12 protein-coding genes are annotated in these 16,505 nt (G+C 72.4%); 4 read left to right on the forward strand and 8 right to left on the reverse strand.

Features of this window, described 5'->3' with window-relative positions:
* Position 1: 1 nt before the first annotated feature.
* Positions 2–229 (forward strand): phosphopantetheine-binding protein, encoded by a 228-nt coding sequence (locus tag ACIBJG_RS10485; RefSeq protein ID WP_399306593.1) that lies wholly within the window; start codon positions 2–4, stop codon positions 227–229.
* Positions 226–4,158, forward strand: coding sequence for an amino acid adenylation domain-containing protein (locus ACIBJG_RS10490; protein WP_399306596.1), 3,933 nt, complete (start codon positions 226–228; stop codon positions 4,156–4,158). Before ACIBJG_RS10485 ends, ACIBJG_RS10490 begins: the two co-directional genes overlap by 4 nt.
* Positions 4,159–4,182: 24 nt before the next feature.
* On the opposite strand, the gene fes is transcribed toward ACIBJG_RS10490, so the two are convergent.
* Positions 4,183–5,451, reverse strand: coding sequence for an enterochelin esterase (gene fes, locus ACIBJG_RS10495; protein WP_399306599.1), 1,269 nt, complete (start codon positions 5,449–5,451; stop codon positions 4,183–4,185).
* Between the two features lie 199 nt (positions 5,452–5,650).
* Here fes and ACIBJG_RS10500 point away from each other — a divergent pair, with 199 nt between their 5' ends.
* Positions 5,651–6,712, forward strand: a complete 1,062-nt coding sequence (locus tag ACIBJG_RS10500) for a YncE family protein (protein ID WP_399306602.1) — start codon at positions 5,651–5,653, stop codon at positions 6,710–6,712.
* Between the two features lie 180 nt (positions 6,713–6,892).
* Here the strand turns inward: ACIBJG_RS10500 and ACIBJG_RS10505 are convergent, their stop codons facing one another.
* From ACIBJG_RS10505 to ACIBJG_RS10525, 5 genes are all read right to left on the reverse strand, one after another.
* Positions 6,893–9,700 carry a hypothetical protein gene (locus ACIBJG_RS10505; RefSeq protein WP_399306605.1) on the reverse strand — a complete coding sequence of 936 codons (2,808 nt, stop codon included), beginning with the start codon at positions 9,698–9,700 and terminating at the stop codon, positions 6,893–6,895.
* Positions 9,697–10,809 carry an AAA family ATPase gene (locus tag ACIBJG_RS10510; protein WP_399306608.1) on the reverse strand — a complete coding sequence of 371 codons (1,113 nt, stop codon included), beginning with the start codon at positions 10,807–10,809 and terminating at the stop codon, positions 9,697–9,699. The genes ACIBJG_RS10505 and ACIBJG_RS10510 overlap by 4 nt, the downstream gene beginning before the upstream one ends.
* A 12-nt stretch (positions 10,810–10,821) precedes the next feature.
* On the reverse strand, positions 10,822–12,252 hold the full coding sequence (locus ACIBJG_RS10515; RefSeq protein ID WP_399307203.1) for a VWA domain-containing protein: 1,431 nt from the start codon (positions 12,250–12,252) through the stop codon (positions 10,822–10,824).
* Positions 12,253–12,368: 116 nt separating this feature from the next.
* Positions 12,369–13,757, reverse strand: a complete 1,389-nt coding sequence (locus ACIBJG_RS10520) for a hypothetical protein (protein WP_399306610.1) — start codon at positions 13,755–13,757, stop codon at positions 12,369–12,371.
* On the reverse strand, positions 13,757–14,260 hold the full coding sequence (locus ACIBJG_RS10525; protein ID WP_399306613.1) for a hypothetical protein: 504 nt from the start codon (positions 14,258–14,260) through the stop codon (positions 13,757–13,759). The genes ACIBJG_RS10520 and ACIBJG_RS10525 overlap by 1 nt, the downstream gene beginning before the upstream one ends.
* A 245-nt stretch (positions 14,261–14,505) precedes the next feature.
* Here ACIBJG_RS10525 and ACIBJG_RS10530 point away from each other — a divergent pair, with 245 nt between their 5' ends.
* On the forward strand, positions 14,506–14,937 hold the full coding sequence (locus tag ACIBJG_RS10530) for a DUF6083 domain-containing protein (protein WP_399306616.1): 432 nt from the start codon (positions 14,506–14,508) through the stop codon (positions 14,935–14,937).
* A 44-nt stretch (positions 14,938–14,981) separates the two neighbouring features.
* Here ACIBJG_RS10530 and ACIBJG_RS10535 read toward each other — a convergent pair whose 3' ends face one another.
* Both ACIBJG_RS10535 and ACIBJG_RS10540 read right to left on the reverse strand, forming a co-directional pair.
* The gene (locus ACIBJG_RS10535) at positions 14,982–15,764 is read right to left on the reverse strand and encodes an SGNH/GDSL hydrolase family protein (protein ID WP_399306619.1); all 783 of its coding nucleotides are present in this window, start codon (positions 15,762–15,764) and stop codon (positions 14,982–14,984) included.
* Positions 15,751–16,320 (reverse strand): PadR family transcriptional regulator, encoded by a 570-nt coding sequence (locus ACIBJG_RS10540; protein ID WP_399306622.1) that lies wholly within the window; start codon positions 16,318–16,320, stop codon positions 15,751–15,753. Before ACIBJG_RS10540 ends, ACIBJG_RS10535 begins: the two co-directional genes overlap by 14 nt.
* Positions 16,321–16,505: the final 185 nt, after the last annotated feature.

A 16,505-nucleotide genomic window follows, 5' to 3' on the forward strand; every position in this document is an offset into this window, starting at 1 on the left:
CGTGGCCCTCACCCTGGAACAGATCCGCAACGACGTCGCCGAGTCTCTGGGCGAGGACCCCGCGGACATCCCCCTCGACGAGAGCCTGCTCGACTACGGGCTCGACTCGGTCCGCATCATGGCGCTGCTCGGCGGGTGGCGCCGCGAGCACGAAGTGCGGGCGGACTTCGCCGATCTCGCCGAACAGCCCTCCATCGAGGCCTGGGCCCCGCTGCTGGGGGTCTCATGACGGTCCTGCTCACCGACGGAACCGGCACGGCGACGGACGGGGCGGACACCGAACTGCCGTTGACGGCCGCCCAGTCGGGCATGTGGTACGCCCAGTCGCTCGACCCGCTCAGTCCGGCGCAGAACACCGCGGAGTGCCTGGCGATCGACGGGCCGCTCGACCCGGCGGTGTTCGCTGCGGCGCTGCGCCGGGTCACCGACGAGGCGGACGTGCTGCGCGTCCGGGTCGAGGACGGACCGCAGGGGCCGCGGCAGATCGTCGCGGACTCGGTCGGACTGCCGCTCACCGTGCACGATCTGCGGGACGTGCGCGACGCGGACCGGCAGGCGGAGGCGTGGATGCGCGCCGACCTCGCCGAGCCGTGCGATCTCGCGGCCGGCCCATTGTTCCGGCACGCGCTCTTCCGGGTCGGGAACGAGCGCTGGCTCTGGTACCAGCGGATCCATCACCTCGTGATGGACGGTTTCGGCTACTCACTGCTCGTCCGGCGTACGGCCGAGGTCTACTCGGCACTGGCCCGGGGCGAGAATCCAGGACCGCGGACCTTCGGGACGCTCAGCGACCTCGTTGCGCAGGACGCCGGTTACCGGTCGTCGGAGGCGTTCGCGGCAGACCGCGCCCACTGGTCCGCCGCCTTCGCCGACCGGCCGGAGGCCCCCCGGCTCGCGGGACGCGGCGCGCTGCCGTCCCGCACGTTCCTGCGCCGCACCGCCTACCTGGGTCCGCAGGACACCGAACGGGTGCGGGAACTCGCGTCACGACTGCGCGCGACCTGGCCCGAGGTGCTGATCGCCGCTCAGGCCCTCTACACCTCACGCGCGACCGCCCGCTCCGAGGTGGTGCTCGGGCTGCCGATGATGGGGCGGGTGGGGTCGGTCGCCCTGCGGGTGCCGGGCATGGTGATGAACGTCCTGCCGCTGCGGCTGACCGTCGCCCCCGGCGCGAGCTTTGCCGAACTGGTGCGCCAGGTCGTGCTGGGCGTCCGCACCGTCCGCCGCCATCAGCTCTACCGCTACGAGGACATCCGCCGCGATCTGCGGCTGCTCGGCGAGAACCGGGGCCTGGTGGGTCCGCTCGTCAACGTGATGCCCTTCGACTACGACGTGGACTTCGCGGGTGCGCGGGCCCGGGCTCGCAATCTGTCCGCCGGTCCGGTCGACGACCTGACCGTCAACATCTACGACCGTGCGGACGGCCGCGGGCTGCGCGTCGACCACGACGGAAATCCGGCCCTGTACGACGAGGACGCCCTCGCCGCCCATCAGGAGCGGTTCCTGCACCTCGTGGGACGGCTGACCTCGGCGGACCCGCACGCGCCGCTCGCCGCACACGGCATCGCGACGCCTGCCGAACACGCGCTGGTCGTCGAGCAGTTCAACCGCACGGCCCGCGAACTGCCGCCGACGACGCTGATCGGGCCGATCGAGGCGCAGGTCGCCCGCACCCCGGACGCGACCGCGGTGGTGTACGGGGACGTCTCCCTCACGTACGCGGAGCTGAACACCCGCGCCAACCGACTGGCCCGGCACCTGCGGACGGTCGGCGCCCGGCCGGGGGCCGTGGTGGCGGTGGCGGTGCCGCGCTCGGTGGACCTGATCGTCTCGCTGCTCGCCGTGCTGAAGGCGGGGGCCGCCTATCTGCCGCTCGACCCGGAGTACCCGGCGGAGCGGATCTCGTTCATGCTGCGGGACGCGGCACCCGTCTGCGTGATCACCGACCGTGCGGACCGCCTCGCCGACGACGCGGCGACGGCGAGGGTCGTCGTGGACGGCCTCGACGTCTCCGGGTACCCGTGGTGCGATCCGTCGCGCCCGCTGACGCCCGCGCATCCGGCGTACGTCATCTACACCTCGGGCTCCACCGGCCGGCCGAAGGGTGTCGTCGTGTCGCACGGTGCGATCGACAACCGGCTGCGCTGGATGCAGGACACCTACGGGCTGACGGCGGACGACCGGGTGCTGCAGAAGACGCCCTCGTCGTTCGACGTGTCCGTGTGGGAGTTCTTCTGGCCGCTGCGCGAGGGCGCGGCGCTGGTCGTCGCGGAGCCGGGCGGTCACAAGGACCCCGCCTACCTGGCCCGGCTGATCGACGAACAGGCCGTCACCACCTGCCACTTCGTCCCGTCGATGCTCCAGGTCTTCCTCGCGGAGGCGGACCCGGGTGCGTGTGGCGGGCTGCGCCGCGTCTTCTGCAGCGGGGAGGCGCTGCCCCGGGAGACCGCGCACGCCTTCGCCCGCGGTCTGCCGCACGCCGGGCTGCACAATCTGTACGGGCCGACGGAAGCGGCCGTCGATGTCAGCTTCCACGCGTGCGCGGCGCACGACACCGGGCCCGTGCCGATCGGGCAGCCCGTGTGGAACACCCGGCTGTACGTCCTCGATGCCGCGCTGCGGCCCTGCCCTCCTGGGGTGCCGGGCGAGCTGTACCTGGCGGGCCGGCAGCTCGCCGACGGCTATCTGAACCGCCCGGACCTGACCGTGGCCCGGTTCGTCGCCGACCCCTTCGGGGGCCCGTCGGAGCGGATGTACCGCACGGGGGACCTGGCGCGCTGGACGGAGCGGGGCGAGGTCGAGTACCTCGGGCGTACGGACCACCAGGTCAAGCTGCGCGGGCAGCGCATCGAGCTCGGCGAGGTCGAGGCCGCCCTGGCTGCCCGGCCGCAGGTGGACGGGGCGTGTGCCCTGGTGCGCGAGGACCGGCCCGGCGAACAGCGGCTCGTGGGTTACGTGACGGGAGCCGCCGATCCCGCGGCCCTGCGGGCGGCACTGGCCCGGGAGCTCCCGGAGCACATGGTGCCGTCGGCCGTGGTCGCGCTCGACGCCTTTCCGCTGAGCCCCAACGGGAAGCTGGACCGCCGCGCGCTGCCCGCCCCCGTCTTCACCGGCGCCGGAGGCGGAGCCGGCCGGCGGACGATGAGCGCCCGCGAGGAGGCACTGACGCTGTTGTTCGCGGAGATGCTCGGGGCTGCCGCCGTGGGCCCCGATGACGCGTTCTTCGACCTGGGCGGGACCTCGCTGCTCGCGGTCCGGCTCGTGGCGCGGGTGCGGGAGGAGTTCGGCGCGGAGCTGACGATCGGTTCGCTGTTCGAGGCGTCCACCCCGGCCGCGCTCGCCGCCCGGATCGACGGTGCGGGGCCGGCGGCCGCGGACGCTCTGGACGTCGTCCTGCGCCTGCGTGGGGGCAGCGCGCGGACGCCGCTGTTCGCCATTCATCCGGCGGGCGGCATCGCCTGGTGCTACGCGGGGCTGGCCGCCCGGCTGGGCCCGGATCAGCCGGTGTACGGCATCCAGGCACGCGGCCTGGTCCGCGAGGAGCCGCTGCCGCGGACGCTGGAGGACGAGGCGGCCGACTACGCCCTGCGCATCCGGGAGGTGCAGGCCCACGGGCCGTACCGGCTGCTGGGCTGGTCGGTGGGCGGGGTGCTCGCGCACACGGTGGCGGTGCTGCTCCAGGAGGGCGGCGAGGAGGTCGAACTCCTTGCGCTGCTGGACGCGTTCCCGGCCGAGCAGTGGCGGGAGCGCCCGGCTCCGGAGGAGGGCGACGCCCTCACCGCGGTGCTGCGCATGGCGGGATTCGAGCGCACCGGCGAACGGACCCGCGAGGACGTGCTGGCCACACTGCGACGGGCGGGCAGTCCGCTGGCCGGGCTCGCGGACGGGACGCTGTCGAGGATCGTCGACATCGTGCCCAACCACGCACGCATGATGCGTGAGCACGTGCACCGGGGCTATAGGGGCGACCTGTTGTTCTTCACCGCTGCCGCGCCGCGGGCGGAGGACTGGCTCACCCGCGAGGCATGGCGCCGGCATGTGTCGGGCGCCGTCGTGAACCACGATCTGGACGCCACGCACCCGCAGTTGATGCAGGACCGCTTCCTCGACACCATCGGGGAGGTGCTCGCGGACCGGCTGAAGGAGCTGGACGCATGAGCGCCTCGCTCCGGGCGGCACCGGTCAGGGCGAGGCGGTGACCGGGGTCAGCAGGCCGACCAGGCCGTCCGCGAGCTCCGTACGCCAGCAGAGGTAGTCGTGCCCGCCGTTGAACTCCCGGTAGGAGGCGTCCTCGTAACCGGCGGACGCGAGGGTGTCGCGCATCCTGCGCGCGGCGGGCAGGGCCACCCACTCCTGCTCGCCGAAGGAGAGCCAGAAGCGGACCGGCAGGCGCGGGGATTCGGCGATTCGCGCCGTGAGCCACTCGGCCTCCGGCCCGTCCGGCCACCAGAACGAGCCGGACTGCGCGAGGACGTTGCCGAAGCGGCCGGGGGCCACGAGGCCGGCATAGGCGGCGGTGAGGCCGCCCAGGCTCTGTCCCGCGACGACGGTGCGCGCGGGGTCGTCCGTGACCGGGAGGCGCGCGGCTGCCCAGGGCAGCAGTTCGTCGCCGAGGAACGCGACGAAGTCCTGGCCGCAGGCGAGGTCCGTCCAGCGGGTGGCCACGTCGACGGAGTCCGGCAGCAGGGCCACCAGCGGGGGGATGCGCCCATCGGCGATGAGGTTGTCCAGAAGGTGCGCGAGCCCGAGGTGCGGCTGCCAGTGCTCTCCGTCCAGGAGGACGAGCACCGGCAGTTCGGTCGCCCCGTGGGCTCCGGCCGGGCGGTACGTCCACACGCGCCGGTTCCCGCCGAGCCGCTCGGAGGGAACCTCGTGTACGGACACCTCGCCCCGGGCGGCATCCGGCCTCGGCAGCCAGTCCCGGGCGCTCGGGGCGGCCGGGAGCTCGGCGTAGGAGACCGGGTCGCCACCCCAGCGACGGGGCAGCGAACGGTGGTTCAGCGGATCGTGACGGCGTCGGGTGCGCAGCCACTGCCAGTGGTCGGCGGCCTCGGGAGCGGGGCCGTCGCCTTCGTCGACGTAGAAGTCGTACGTGCCCCGCCAGTCGTTGCGCAGCCGCAGCGTCCAGTGCCACACATCGGTATCGGGGACGTGCTCCATCAGGTTCCCCTCGGGGGCCCGCGGGTCGCCGAGCTTGTTGGGCAGCACCTGGACGGCGCGGGTGCCGGGGGCTCCGCGCCAGAGGAACGTCACGGCGACGTGGTCGTCGGTGCCCAGCGGGTCCGGCCCCACGAGCGGCGTGCCGGACCTGGCCGCCCCGGCCCAGAACTCCTCGACGCCCTCCGGGTCCGGCAGGGCGCACACGGGTTCCGCGAGCCGGGACAGCGGGTCCGGCCGGGCCGTCCTCGGCGGTCGCTGAGGGGCGTCCTGGGGCGGCACGGGCGTGTTCACGAGGGGAGCTCCGAATGACGAGACGATCAACTTAGGGTCACCTTACCTTTCGGGTCGCACGGTCGATTGCGGCGTAATCCAGATCACACACCTGAAAGAGCGTTCCTTAGGTAAGGCTAAGCTCAGTTCTGACATGCGGATCCGAGCGGATCCCCCCGTACGAATCCCCGTGAAACACCATCAGGGAGTTGACCTCAGCATGACCTCACCCACCCGCAGCCTGCGTCGCACCGGTACCTGTGCGGCCATCGCCGTCGTGCTCGCCGCAGGCAGCACCGCGGCGCTGACGGGCACCGCGTCCGCTCAGACCCGGCCTGCCGCTTCGGCCGTCGCCACCGCGCCGGTCACCAACGGGCTCTACCAGTCCTCCTACTCGGAGCGGAACCACGTCCTGTGGACCACCTCCGCGGTGGGCAGGCCGCCGGTGACGAACTCCGCCCTGACGAAGGTGGACCCGCGGACGCTCGCGGTGAAGGCGACCTACGCCCCGCCGGTCACCGATGCGGCCACCGGCGCGGTCGAGGCGGTCTACGGGGTGGCGGTCGACGACGAGCACAACACCGTCTGGACCACCAACACCCGCAACAACTCGGTCGCCGTCTACAGCCAGCGCACCGGCGAGCACCTCGCCACGCTCCCGAACGTGAACCACGCCCGTGAGATCGTCGTCGACGAGCGCCACGACACCGTATGGGCGAGCGGGTACGCCGACGGCACGCTCGTCGCGTTCGACAGCCGCACCCTGAAGGAGAAGAAGCGCGTCACGGTCGAGGGTTCGGGCCCGACCGGCCTGGCCGTGGACGAGAAGTCCGGCACGGTCTACGCCGCGGACCTCACCAATGACCAGATCATCCAGGTCTCCACGCGCTCCACCACCCCGCGGCTCATCCCCGCCGGCGACGGCCCGATCTCGGTCGCCCTGTCCAAGGACGGCCGCACCGCCTACACCGCCAACCAGGCCGGCGGGGACGTCTCGGTCGTGGACCTCCGCAAGGGCCTCGTCACCAAGTCGGTGGCCACCGGCCAGGGTCCGCTGTCCGTGGCCACGGACAGCGGCTCGGGCAACGTGCTGGTGGTCAACCGCACGGACGCCACCGTCTCCGTCGTCAGCCCGCGCAAGGGCGCTGTCGTGGAGACCGTGGCCACGGGCGCCAACCCCAACCACATCGAGGTCACCGGCGGCATCGCGTACGTCGTCGACAAGTCCGGTGCGGGCGCCGACGGCAAGGACCAGCTCCACCGCATCCGCCTCGCCCGCTGACCTCCCGCCACCCGCCGTCGGGGGGGGGGGGGGGCCCGCGCCGGGGGCGGGGGGGGGCCCCCCCCCCCCCCCCCCCCCCCCCCCCCCCCCCCCCCCCCCCCCCCCCCCCCCCCCCCCCGCGCGCGCGCCCCCCCCGCCCCGGGCGCCGCCCCCCCCCCCCCCCCCCCCCACGGCGCACGGTCAGCCGGACAGCAGCGCTTCCAGGGCCAGCGCGGTGTCCGGGTGACGGCCGGCCAGGGCCACGCCCCCACGGCGGCCGCCCCCGGGACTCTCCCAGGTCCCCTCGCAGCCCAGCAGGACCGCTACCGCGTCGCAGGTCCCGGGGTGGTCGGCGAGCAGCGGGCAGCCACGGCCGGCGTCCGGACGGCCGGACGACGGCGCCTCCGGCCGCACCCGCCACGGCGGTATCCACGTGTCGAGCGCGTCGAGGCGGCCGGGAAAGGTGCGTCCGGCCTCACGGATGAGCAGCGGGGCCAGGTCCGCGCCGCCCGCGCGCAACGCGGTGACCAGGGTCGGCAGCCAGGGCAGGAGCACCGGGTCCGGCAGCCGTCCGAAGGCCTGCGACACCGCCTCCACGACGAAGTCCGTGAGGCCCGGGACGGGTTCCAGGGCATGGACCAGGCCGCTGAGGTAGCGCGGGTACGCGGGCACCACCAGGGGGTTGCCCAGCAGCGCGTCGCACCTCGACCGCAGCTCGTCACGGGAGAGTTGCCCGAGCTGGACCTGCGCCGCCCACAGCAGCGCCGTCCTCGACGGCTCCTGCGGATGCGACTGGGCCAGGGCCAGCTGGAGCTGGGTGCGGTCGCAGCCCAGCGACAGGGCCAGGCTCTCCATGCTGAACAGGAAGCCGAGCATCGCCGCCACCTGACGGACGGTGGCGTCGTCGTCGGTGAACGACATCGGCAGCAGGGTGCAGTAATGCGCGTACCCGGTCTTGACGAAGGACTCGATCCACGGCGGCAGGACCGGTTCACCGGTGCGGTAGTACGCCAGCAGCCGCCGTACCCGGCGCAGTACCTCAGGTGCCCCGTCGACGGTGCGTTCGGCCGCCAGCACCTCCAGCGCGCGGGTGCCGAGCTCGTCGGCCAGACGGCTGCTGCGTAGGTACAGCGTCGCGTCCTCGACGGCCTCCAGGACGCTCGCCGCGGTGGCCTGCGGGGCGTACGCCGCGCGGCGCAGCCGCTGCTCCAGCACCTGTTCGATGCTGACGCCCTCGTAGCCGAGCTCGATGAGGGCGCGCTGGTGGGTGCCCAGCGCCAGGTCCCACGACTCCTGGATCGACCGCTCGCCCAGGCTTCGCTCGCCCATGATCGGCCGGGCCGCGCCCGGCGGCATCAGCCGGCGCAACATCCACAGGACGTCGGAACACCGCTCCAGTTCCGGCCGGGAGGCGAGGTCGAGGAGCGCCCGCTGCACACCGCGCTGCTCGAGCCGCAGGTCCAGGGCCGCGAGCCGGTCGTGCACGTCACGGGCCAGCGGTGGGAGGGACTCGTAGCCGACCTGACCGATCCGGTCGCCGCCCATCATGATCTCCACCAGCCGGCGCACGTCGCGCCGGCCGGGCACGGTGTCCTTCTCGATGCAGGTGACGGCCGCGTCCTGGAAGTCGTACGGCGTGGGTCTGGCCCGGTCGCGTATGCCGGCCAGCAGGATCGACGTCTCGAACACCGCGATGGCGTCGGCGGTGGAGGCTAGATAGCCGTTGCGGCGGGCCGCGCGCACGATATCCACGCACCAGCCGAGTAGTTCGGCCTCGTCGAGGCGGTCCAGGACGGGCGGCCGCCGAAGGAATCCCGACAGCTTGTCGGAGGGATCCGCCGGCGGTGCGGGAACGGGCGCGGCCACGGCCTTCCTTGCCTTCGGCTTCTTCCCGCCCGCCTGGCCGGCCAGGCGGAAAGGCTCCACGCGGGTGCGCCGGATGTTCTTCGCCCAGAGAGTCGCGGCGATCGACACCGAGCCCGCCGCGAGACCGAACTGCGCCTCGATCGCCGCGTGGCTGGACGGGATCAGTCCGTGCTGCCACTTCGTGGCGGTGCGCGGGGCGATTGTGAAGGTGTCGCTGCCGCTGACACCGAACTCCGCCACCCGGCTGGCCGCGTGGAAGGCGCCGCAGACATAGAGGCCGTCGGCGGGGTCGGTCCCGGTCGCGGCCAGGTGTTCACGCATCCGCGTCCACATGTGGCGTTCGCGGTCCTCGTCCACGCGGACCCGGTGGGGGTCGCCCGGTGCGAGGTGCCGGAAGAGGCTGCCGATCAGGAGCATGACCTGGCGGTAGGTGTCGTGATCGCCCTCGCCGAGGGGGAGTTCCACGTACTGGTGCCACCACTCCGACCAGTGCCGCACCTTGCCGTGACGCAGCAGGTGCTCCTCCAGTTCGGCGAAGCGGGGCCGCAGGTCGCCGATCCCGACGCCGACCGCGTCGCCGTGCAGCGCGGCCTCCTCCTCGGCGGGTGGTGACTCGGATCCCGGTGATGCCGCGTCAGCAGCGTCGTCGGGCTGTTCCGCTCGGGCGTCCCACTGGTAGACGTGGTCCGAGGAGCGGTCGACGAGGACCAGTTCGACGCCCGGTGTGTCGAGGGCGTAGGAGATCGCCTGGTACTCGGCCGAGGCCTCGGTGACCGGGGCGACCACCGAGAGCGGGGCCCACTCTGCCGGGAAGCCGTCGGTCTCGGTCGCGAACGCCTGGACGGCCACGGGAAGCCTGCAGTTGCGCAGTTCCGCCAGCAGGGGCGCCATGTCCTCGCACAGCTCCAGGTAGACCACCTTCGGCTGCTTCGCCCGCAGCCGGCGCGCCATCGCGAGCGCCGACGCAGGCGAGTGGTGGCAGACGGGAAAGATCTCCAGGGGCTCACGCACGGCACGGTCCACGTCGTCGACGATGCCGAGGAGGATGGACTCCAGGGCGTCGGGCCCGTCGGCGAACGTCGCGGCGGCCTCCCGCAACTGCGTGCGCAGCTCTTCGAAGCTCCGCTCGTGCTCGGCGGTCACGACAGGGTGGCGATCGTCTCGCGGCCGCCCTCCAGGAATTCGGGCCAGGATCCGCCCTCTTCCTTGCTGCGAGGCTCGACGACACCGTGCAGGTACTTGTTGAGGATGGCCAGATCCTCGGGATCGCGCCGGGCCAGCGAACCGACGAGCGAGGAGGCCAGGGTCCTGGCGGTCAGGTCCCGTTCGCCGAAGAAGTTGCCGTGCAGGATCGCGTCCTCCAGTACGCCGATCTGTTCGGCGGTGGACAGGGCGGACTCCAGCTTCTCGTCGTCGCTGCCGGCGGCGGCCGCGGAGGCGCGCAGGTCGGCGAAGCTCTGCAGCAGCACGTCGAGGAGTGTCGGGGGCACGTCGAGCTCGATGCTGTGCCGGCGCAGCAGTTCCTCGGTGCGGAAGCGGACGATCTCCGCCTCGCTCTTCTTGTTCGTCACCACGGGGATGCGTACGAAGTTGAAGCGGCGCTTGAGCGCCGAGGACAGGTCGTTGACCCCCCGGTCACGGCTGTTGGCCGTGGCGATGACCGAGAAGCCGGGCTTGGCGAAGACGATGTTGTCGCTGTCCAGTTCGGGCACGGAGATGTACTTCTCGGACAGGATCGAGATCAGCGCGTCCTGGACGTCGCTGGTGGAGCGGGTCAGCTCCTCGAAGCGGCCGATCGCGCCGGCCTCCATCGCCGTCATGATCGGTGAGGGGATCATGGACTCCCGGGACTGTCCCTTGGCGATGACCATGGAGACGTTCCACGAGTACTTGATGTGGTCCTCGGTGGTGCCTGCCGTGCCCTGCACTACCAGCGTGGAGTCGCGGCAGATCGCGGCGGACAGCAGCTCGGCCAGCCAGCTCTTGCCGGTGCCGGGGTCCCCGATGAGCAGCAGCCCGCGGTCGGAGGCCAGGGTGACGATGGAGCGCTCGACGAAACTGCGGTCGCCGTACCACTTCTGTGTGATCTCCCGGTCGAGGCCGTCCGAGCGCTCGGAGCCCAGGATGAACAGCCGGACCATCTTCGGGGAGAGCCGCCAGGAGAAGGGCTTGGGGTTGTCGTCGACGGACTCGAGCCACGCCAGTTCCTCGGCGTACTTGATCTCGGCGGGGGCGCGCAACAGGTCGGACATGAGAGGCCCTTTCTAGGCGAGGAACGTCTTGAGCTCGTGGACGAGCTTGCTGATGTGGCCGGAAAGCACCGGCGTGCCGAGGGCCTTGAAGCGTTCGCGGAACCAGGGGTTGACCTCCTGGCGGCCGGAGCTGGTGACCGACCCGACGGGGATGAACTTCACTCCGGAACGGTGGACGGCCTCGATCCCCTCGAAGAGCGGCTGGGAGCGGCCGAACTCGTAGAAGTCCGAGATCCACACCATCACGGTGTCCTGGGGGTCGGTGATCTTCGGACGCGCCATCGCCATCGCGACGGGACCGTCGTTGCCCCCGCCGAGCTTGGTGCGGAGCAGGGTCTCGAAGGGGTCGTGAACCCAGGGGGTGAGGTCGAGCGCCTGTGTGTCGTACGCGATCAGGTGGACGTCCACCTTGGGGAGCCCGGCGAACACCGAGGCCAGGATGGTGCAGTTCACCATCGAGTCGACCATCGAGCCCGACTGGTCCACGACGACGATCAGCCGCTGGGGTGTCGTCTTGCGCGCGGTGTGCCGGTAGTAGAGGCGGTCGACGTACAACCGCTCCTCCTCCGGGCTCCAGTTGGTGAGGTTCTTCCAGATCGTGCGGTCGAGGTCCAGATTGCGGAAGACCCGCTTGGGCGGGACGGACCGGTCCACGGCGCCCACCGTGGACTTCGCCACCTGGGTGCGCAGCACTTCGGCGACCTCGTCGACGAAGCGGCGGATCAGGGCCTTGGCGTTGGCCAGGGCGACACCCGAGAGGTTGTTCTTGTCCCGCAGCAGTTGCTCGATGAGCGACATGCTGGGGGTGAGCTGCGCCGCGAGGAAGGGGTCGGCCAGCACCTCGCGCAGGTGCATCCGCCGGACGAGGTCGGCTTCGAGGGCGCCGAGCTCCGGCCCGATCGCCGGGATCAGCCGGGCGAGGTCGGGATGTGTGCCGCGCCCCGATGTCCCTCCCCCGGTGCGGCCGCCGCGCAGTTCGCCGGGCGTGCAGCCGAGCGCGCGCTCCAGCCATCCCGCGTCGGACTGCCAGCGCGCCAGTTGTCCGGCGGTGACCGTGCCGGAGCCGGAGGCGAAGACGTTGAGCAGCACCTTCGACACCAGCGCCGCCCGTCGCACCTCGGCGGCCCGGTCCCGTACGCCTTCGTCCGCGGGCCCGGGGGCCATCAGGCCGTCGAACTCGTCGGCCAGCTCCGGGTGGCGCTGCACGACCGAGTCGACGGAGGCCTGCGGGTCCAGCAGTGCGGACGGCAGCGCGAGGTCCTCGACGACGGCGAGGCTCGCCGACTCCAGCGCGGGCTGCTCCTCGGGGTCGAAGAGCCGGGCGAGGAGGCGCCAGTACAGGACCTGGCGGCGGTTCTCGTGCGGGTCGGCCTCGGGGGTGCGCGGGGACGTGGCCGGGTGCGTAGCGGACGGCTCCGGCAAGGCCGTCGTGTGCTCCGTCACGTGCTCCGTCGTCTGCTCCGTCACGTGCTCCGTCACGTGCTCCGTCGTCTGCTCCGTCACGTGCTCCGTCGTCTGCTCCGTCGTCTGTTCCGTCACGTGCTCCGTCGTCTGCTCCGTCATTTCCGCAGCAGCCTTCCCGCGCGCTCCCTCAGTACGGCCACCGCATCGGTGGCGGCCTTCTCGGCCCTGACGCCCGCCTTGTCGGTGGTGCCGCCCGCCCAGCCGCCGGCATGCAGCGCGACCGCCTTCTTGCGGACGGTCGTCTCGACGGCCAGGGGCTGGAGGCGGTAGCTGCCGGCGTCCCAGCGGAGCAGCGCGATGCAGGCGCCGGACGCGGCGACGGCTTCGGGCGTGAGCGGCCCGGCGGCCGGAATGCGGTCGGTGTCGACCTCCAGCGGATGGCCGGCCACGGTGAAGATCAGCGCGTCGTCGCCCTGTTGCACGGCGTAACCCTCCAGGAACACCGGCACGGCGATGCGTGCCGGATGACGGTCCAGAGGTGCGGTGGCCGCCTCGGTGGCGGCAGGCAGGGCGACCCGGGCCGTGACGAACGCGTCGGCGCTCCCACCCGGACGCGCGTGTGCGTCGCTCCAGATCAGGTCGCCCTCACCGGTGACCGGCATGGCGTCCAGGTCCATCGAGCGGCCTTCACCGACGGCTGCCAGAAGGGACATGTGCGGGCGGAGCAGTTGCCAGATGCCGGCTCCGACCACCGTGTCGGGCTTCGGCACCGCTATGCCGGCCCGTACCAGGCGGGCTCCCGTGCCGTCGGCGGGTTCGAACACCGCGTGCACCTGGGCCTGTACGGCGGTGGCGTGCTCGTGCAGGTCGACGCCGAGGGGCAGGAGGCGGCCGGTGGCCGTACCCGTGGCGGGCGCACCGGCGGCGCCGGGCAGTGTCAGCAGCATCGCCCGGGACCAGAGGTCGGCCCAGCGCCGGGCCGGAACGCGTTCCAGAGCCACGCCCGGGCAGGACGCGGCGAGTTCGGCCGCGAAGCCGTCGAGCAGTGTCGCGAGGCGGCGCAGAGCGGGGTCCGGGAGCATCGCGGAGACGAGGGGTGCCGCCCCCGAGATCACGTCGTGGTCCATTCCCTGCCAGCCGGCGCGCGCCAGGTCGGCGAGCCAGGAGCGGGCGGCCGTGAGCAGGTTCACCGTGGGCCGGCTCTCGGGTGCCGGTGCTTCGGCCACGCCGCGCGGCCTGCCGGTCGCTTCTTCGACGCGGCTCATCAGTGCGTCGTGGACGGAGCCGAGAAGCGCGGTGCGGGCGGCGGCGAGGGCGACGAAATCGTCCGCGCCGGCGGATCCGTCAGCGGTCCGGCCGGCCGCCTCGGCGACCCTCGCGGCCAGGGGTGTGCCCGCGACGGCGTGTGCGAACTCGGCCAGGCCCGCGGCCCGGTCGGGCCGGGGACGGAGCAGTCCGTCGACGAGGGCCCGGTCGAAGAAGTCGACGGCCGCCAGGGCCTCGTCGAGCCCGGGGATGGTTTCGAGGAGCGGATCGGTACGCATCACGCCACCGTCCTGGTAGGCGGGAACCACTGCATCTCAGGCAACGGCGCCGCGCTCGGCGCGAGTTCCAGATACGCCAGGTGACGCAGGAAGCGGCTGAAGACGGGGGCGGCGTCCTTGGTGTCCGCCTGCGAGGGACGGGTCCCGCTCATCCCGGCCTCGATGGCCGGAGCGCCCGGCTCCCCGTCGGCGGTCTCCACCTTCAGGTAGCGGGCCAGGCGCTCGGCACCGTACTGCAGCACCGCCTCGTTGATCAGGGCCCGGATGTGGTTGCAGAACGACCCCCGCGCGCCGCCGCAGGGCCGGTTGTTGTTGGTGCTGCAGGCGAACGCGTACGTGCCGGCGGCGACCGACGAGACGTACACCCGCCCGATGTCCGAACCGCTCGACACCACGCCCTGCAGACGCCCGCCGGCCAGCTCGACGAACGGTACCTTGGCCAGTTTGCGTGGCCGCGCGGGTGCTGTCACCCGTGCTGTGCTCGACCTCTCCCAGTCCGACAACGCACCATCTCCTATGCACCGAGGGGGCGTCCGCGCCACAACGGCGGAACACCACTGAACCTACGTGCGACCACTGACAACGCGGTCGTTCACGTACTCGGGGCCGGCCGCACGGAGCGGCGCCGCGGTGTCCCGCCTTCTCCTCGCGCGGTGCGCAGCCGCGTACCGGGCGGGTCTCCCCGGCCGCCCGGTACGGCCGGATTGCGGCCTACCGGATCCGGCCGCCGGTATGGACCCTGTGAGGTATGGGGGACATCGAGAACTCCGCCACCGGTCCGGACCGACCCGACGACGCAGTGCAGGCGGCCCTCGAAGGCGCCACCGCGCCGCCTCCGCCCGCCCCGCCCGACTGCCCGCACTGCGGCCTCGCCCAGGACCGCCGCCCGACGCACTACGACGGGCACTGGGTGTTCCTGGAGCCCGGTGTCGTCGTCGCCACGCACACGGTGCCGCCGCGCGCGCGCTGGATCCTCACCCCGGACGGCAGAGCCATGAACCTGTGGGATGCCGAACCGCTCCCCGACGCCCGGTGCCGCATCGCTCACCGCGCCGTCTGCCCCTGTCTCCCCCGCGAGGACGCCCCTTCATGGGTCACCGCCCTCCGGCAGCGGAACGAACACCGGGCACAGCGCCTGTTCGACCTCCCGGACGCATGGGGCCTGTCCGACACCGGCTGACGGGCGGCCGCATCCGCGTCACCCGCGGATACACACCCGGGGCCTCAGGAACCGACGCTCAAGGGCAGGAGCTGCGGGCGCTTGGCGGTACGTCCGTCTCCTGATGACCGGCCGCGCAGCCGGCGCCCGAGCCAGGGGCCGAGGAACCCGGCCGCCCAGCGCAGTTCGGCACCTGTGGACTGCCAGCCGCTGCGGACGGCCTGTGGGGGCAGCGGGTGCGTCCAGGTGTCGTCACTACGGGGCAGGTCGATGGCCTGGGCGACGGCTGAGGCGATCCGCGCGTGGCCGAGGGGGCTGGCGTGGAGCCGGTCGACGCTCCACAGGCGTGGGTCGGTGGAGACGGCGTGAGGGGCGATTTCCGCGACAGCGACCCCGTGGCGGGCGGCCGCGGCACGGATGTGGATGTTGAGCTCCGACACCCGCGACCTGACGGGCCGCGCAAGGGGCGCGATCTTCCCCACGTCCGGGACGGTCAAGGTCGCCACCTGTGCCCCCGCGGCGGTGAGCGCGGCAAACATCTCCTCCAGTTGCCCGGCCACCTCCGCGACGTCGAACCGGGGCCTCAGCAGATCGTTGACCCCGGCGACAACAGTCGCCAGGTCGGGGCGCAGGGCCAGGGCCGGCCCCAGCTGTTCGGCGCGCACCTGACCCGCGACCCGGCCACGCACGGCCAGATTGGCGTACTGGAGACCGGGGTTGACGGTCGTGAGCTGCTCGGCGAGCCGGTCGGCCCAGCCCCGGAGGCCGACGGTGTCGTCCCCGTCGCCGACCCCTTCGGTCTGGCTGTCGCCCAGTGCGACGTAACGCAGGTACTCACCGCTCGGCATGGCTGGCCTGCCTCTCCCGCAGCACTGCCGCGATCCGCAGGCACCAGTCCCGGTGCCCCTGTTCGAAGGCCACGCCACGCAGACACGTCAGGTACGGCCCGATCCGTTCGCCGTGGCGGAGGAACTCCTCCTCGTCCGCGTCCCCGCGCAACTTGCGCAGCAGATCGTCGAGAAGCGCGATCTTCGCCTCCGCCGCGGCCACTCGCTCATCGAGCTGCTCGATCACCTGCACGGTGCCGATGCGGTCGGCGGACTGGACCTTGACGAGCAGATCGTCGCGGATGAACGACGGTTTGGAGGCGGTGGCGGCGAACTTCTCCAGCTCGTCGCGGCCCGCGTCGGTGACCCGGAAGACACGCTTGTTGGGCCGGGTCTCCTGAACGACCTGCCGGCCCTGGACGAGCCCTTCCTTCTCCAGCCTGGCCAGCTCCGTGTACAGCTGCTGGGGCAGGGCGTGCCAGAAGTTCGCGACGCCGACGTCGAACGCCTTCGCCAGTTGGTATCCGCTGAACTCGCCGTCCAGCAGCGCCGCCAGCACGGCATGTCGCAAGGCCATCGAAGCAGCCCCTCCCTGTCTTCACCACGGGTCAGCACGGTGGCACCGGCCGACATACATCGTACTCAAGAATATGACTACTCAACTCATTGAGTACGTGATTCCGCGAACCCGGCCCCTCGATCGGCGACGGGGAGCGGCAGGAGCACAGCCGCCGCAGCTCCGGTGGAACCGCGGCGGCCGAC

This window comes from Streptomyces sp. NPDC050422, assembly GCF_044458665.1.
Taxonomy (GTDB): Bacteria; Actinomycetota; Actinomycetes; order Streptomycetales; family Streptomycetaceae; genus Streptomyces.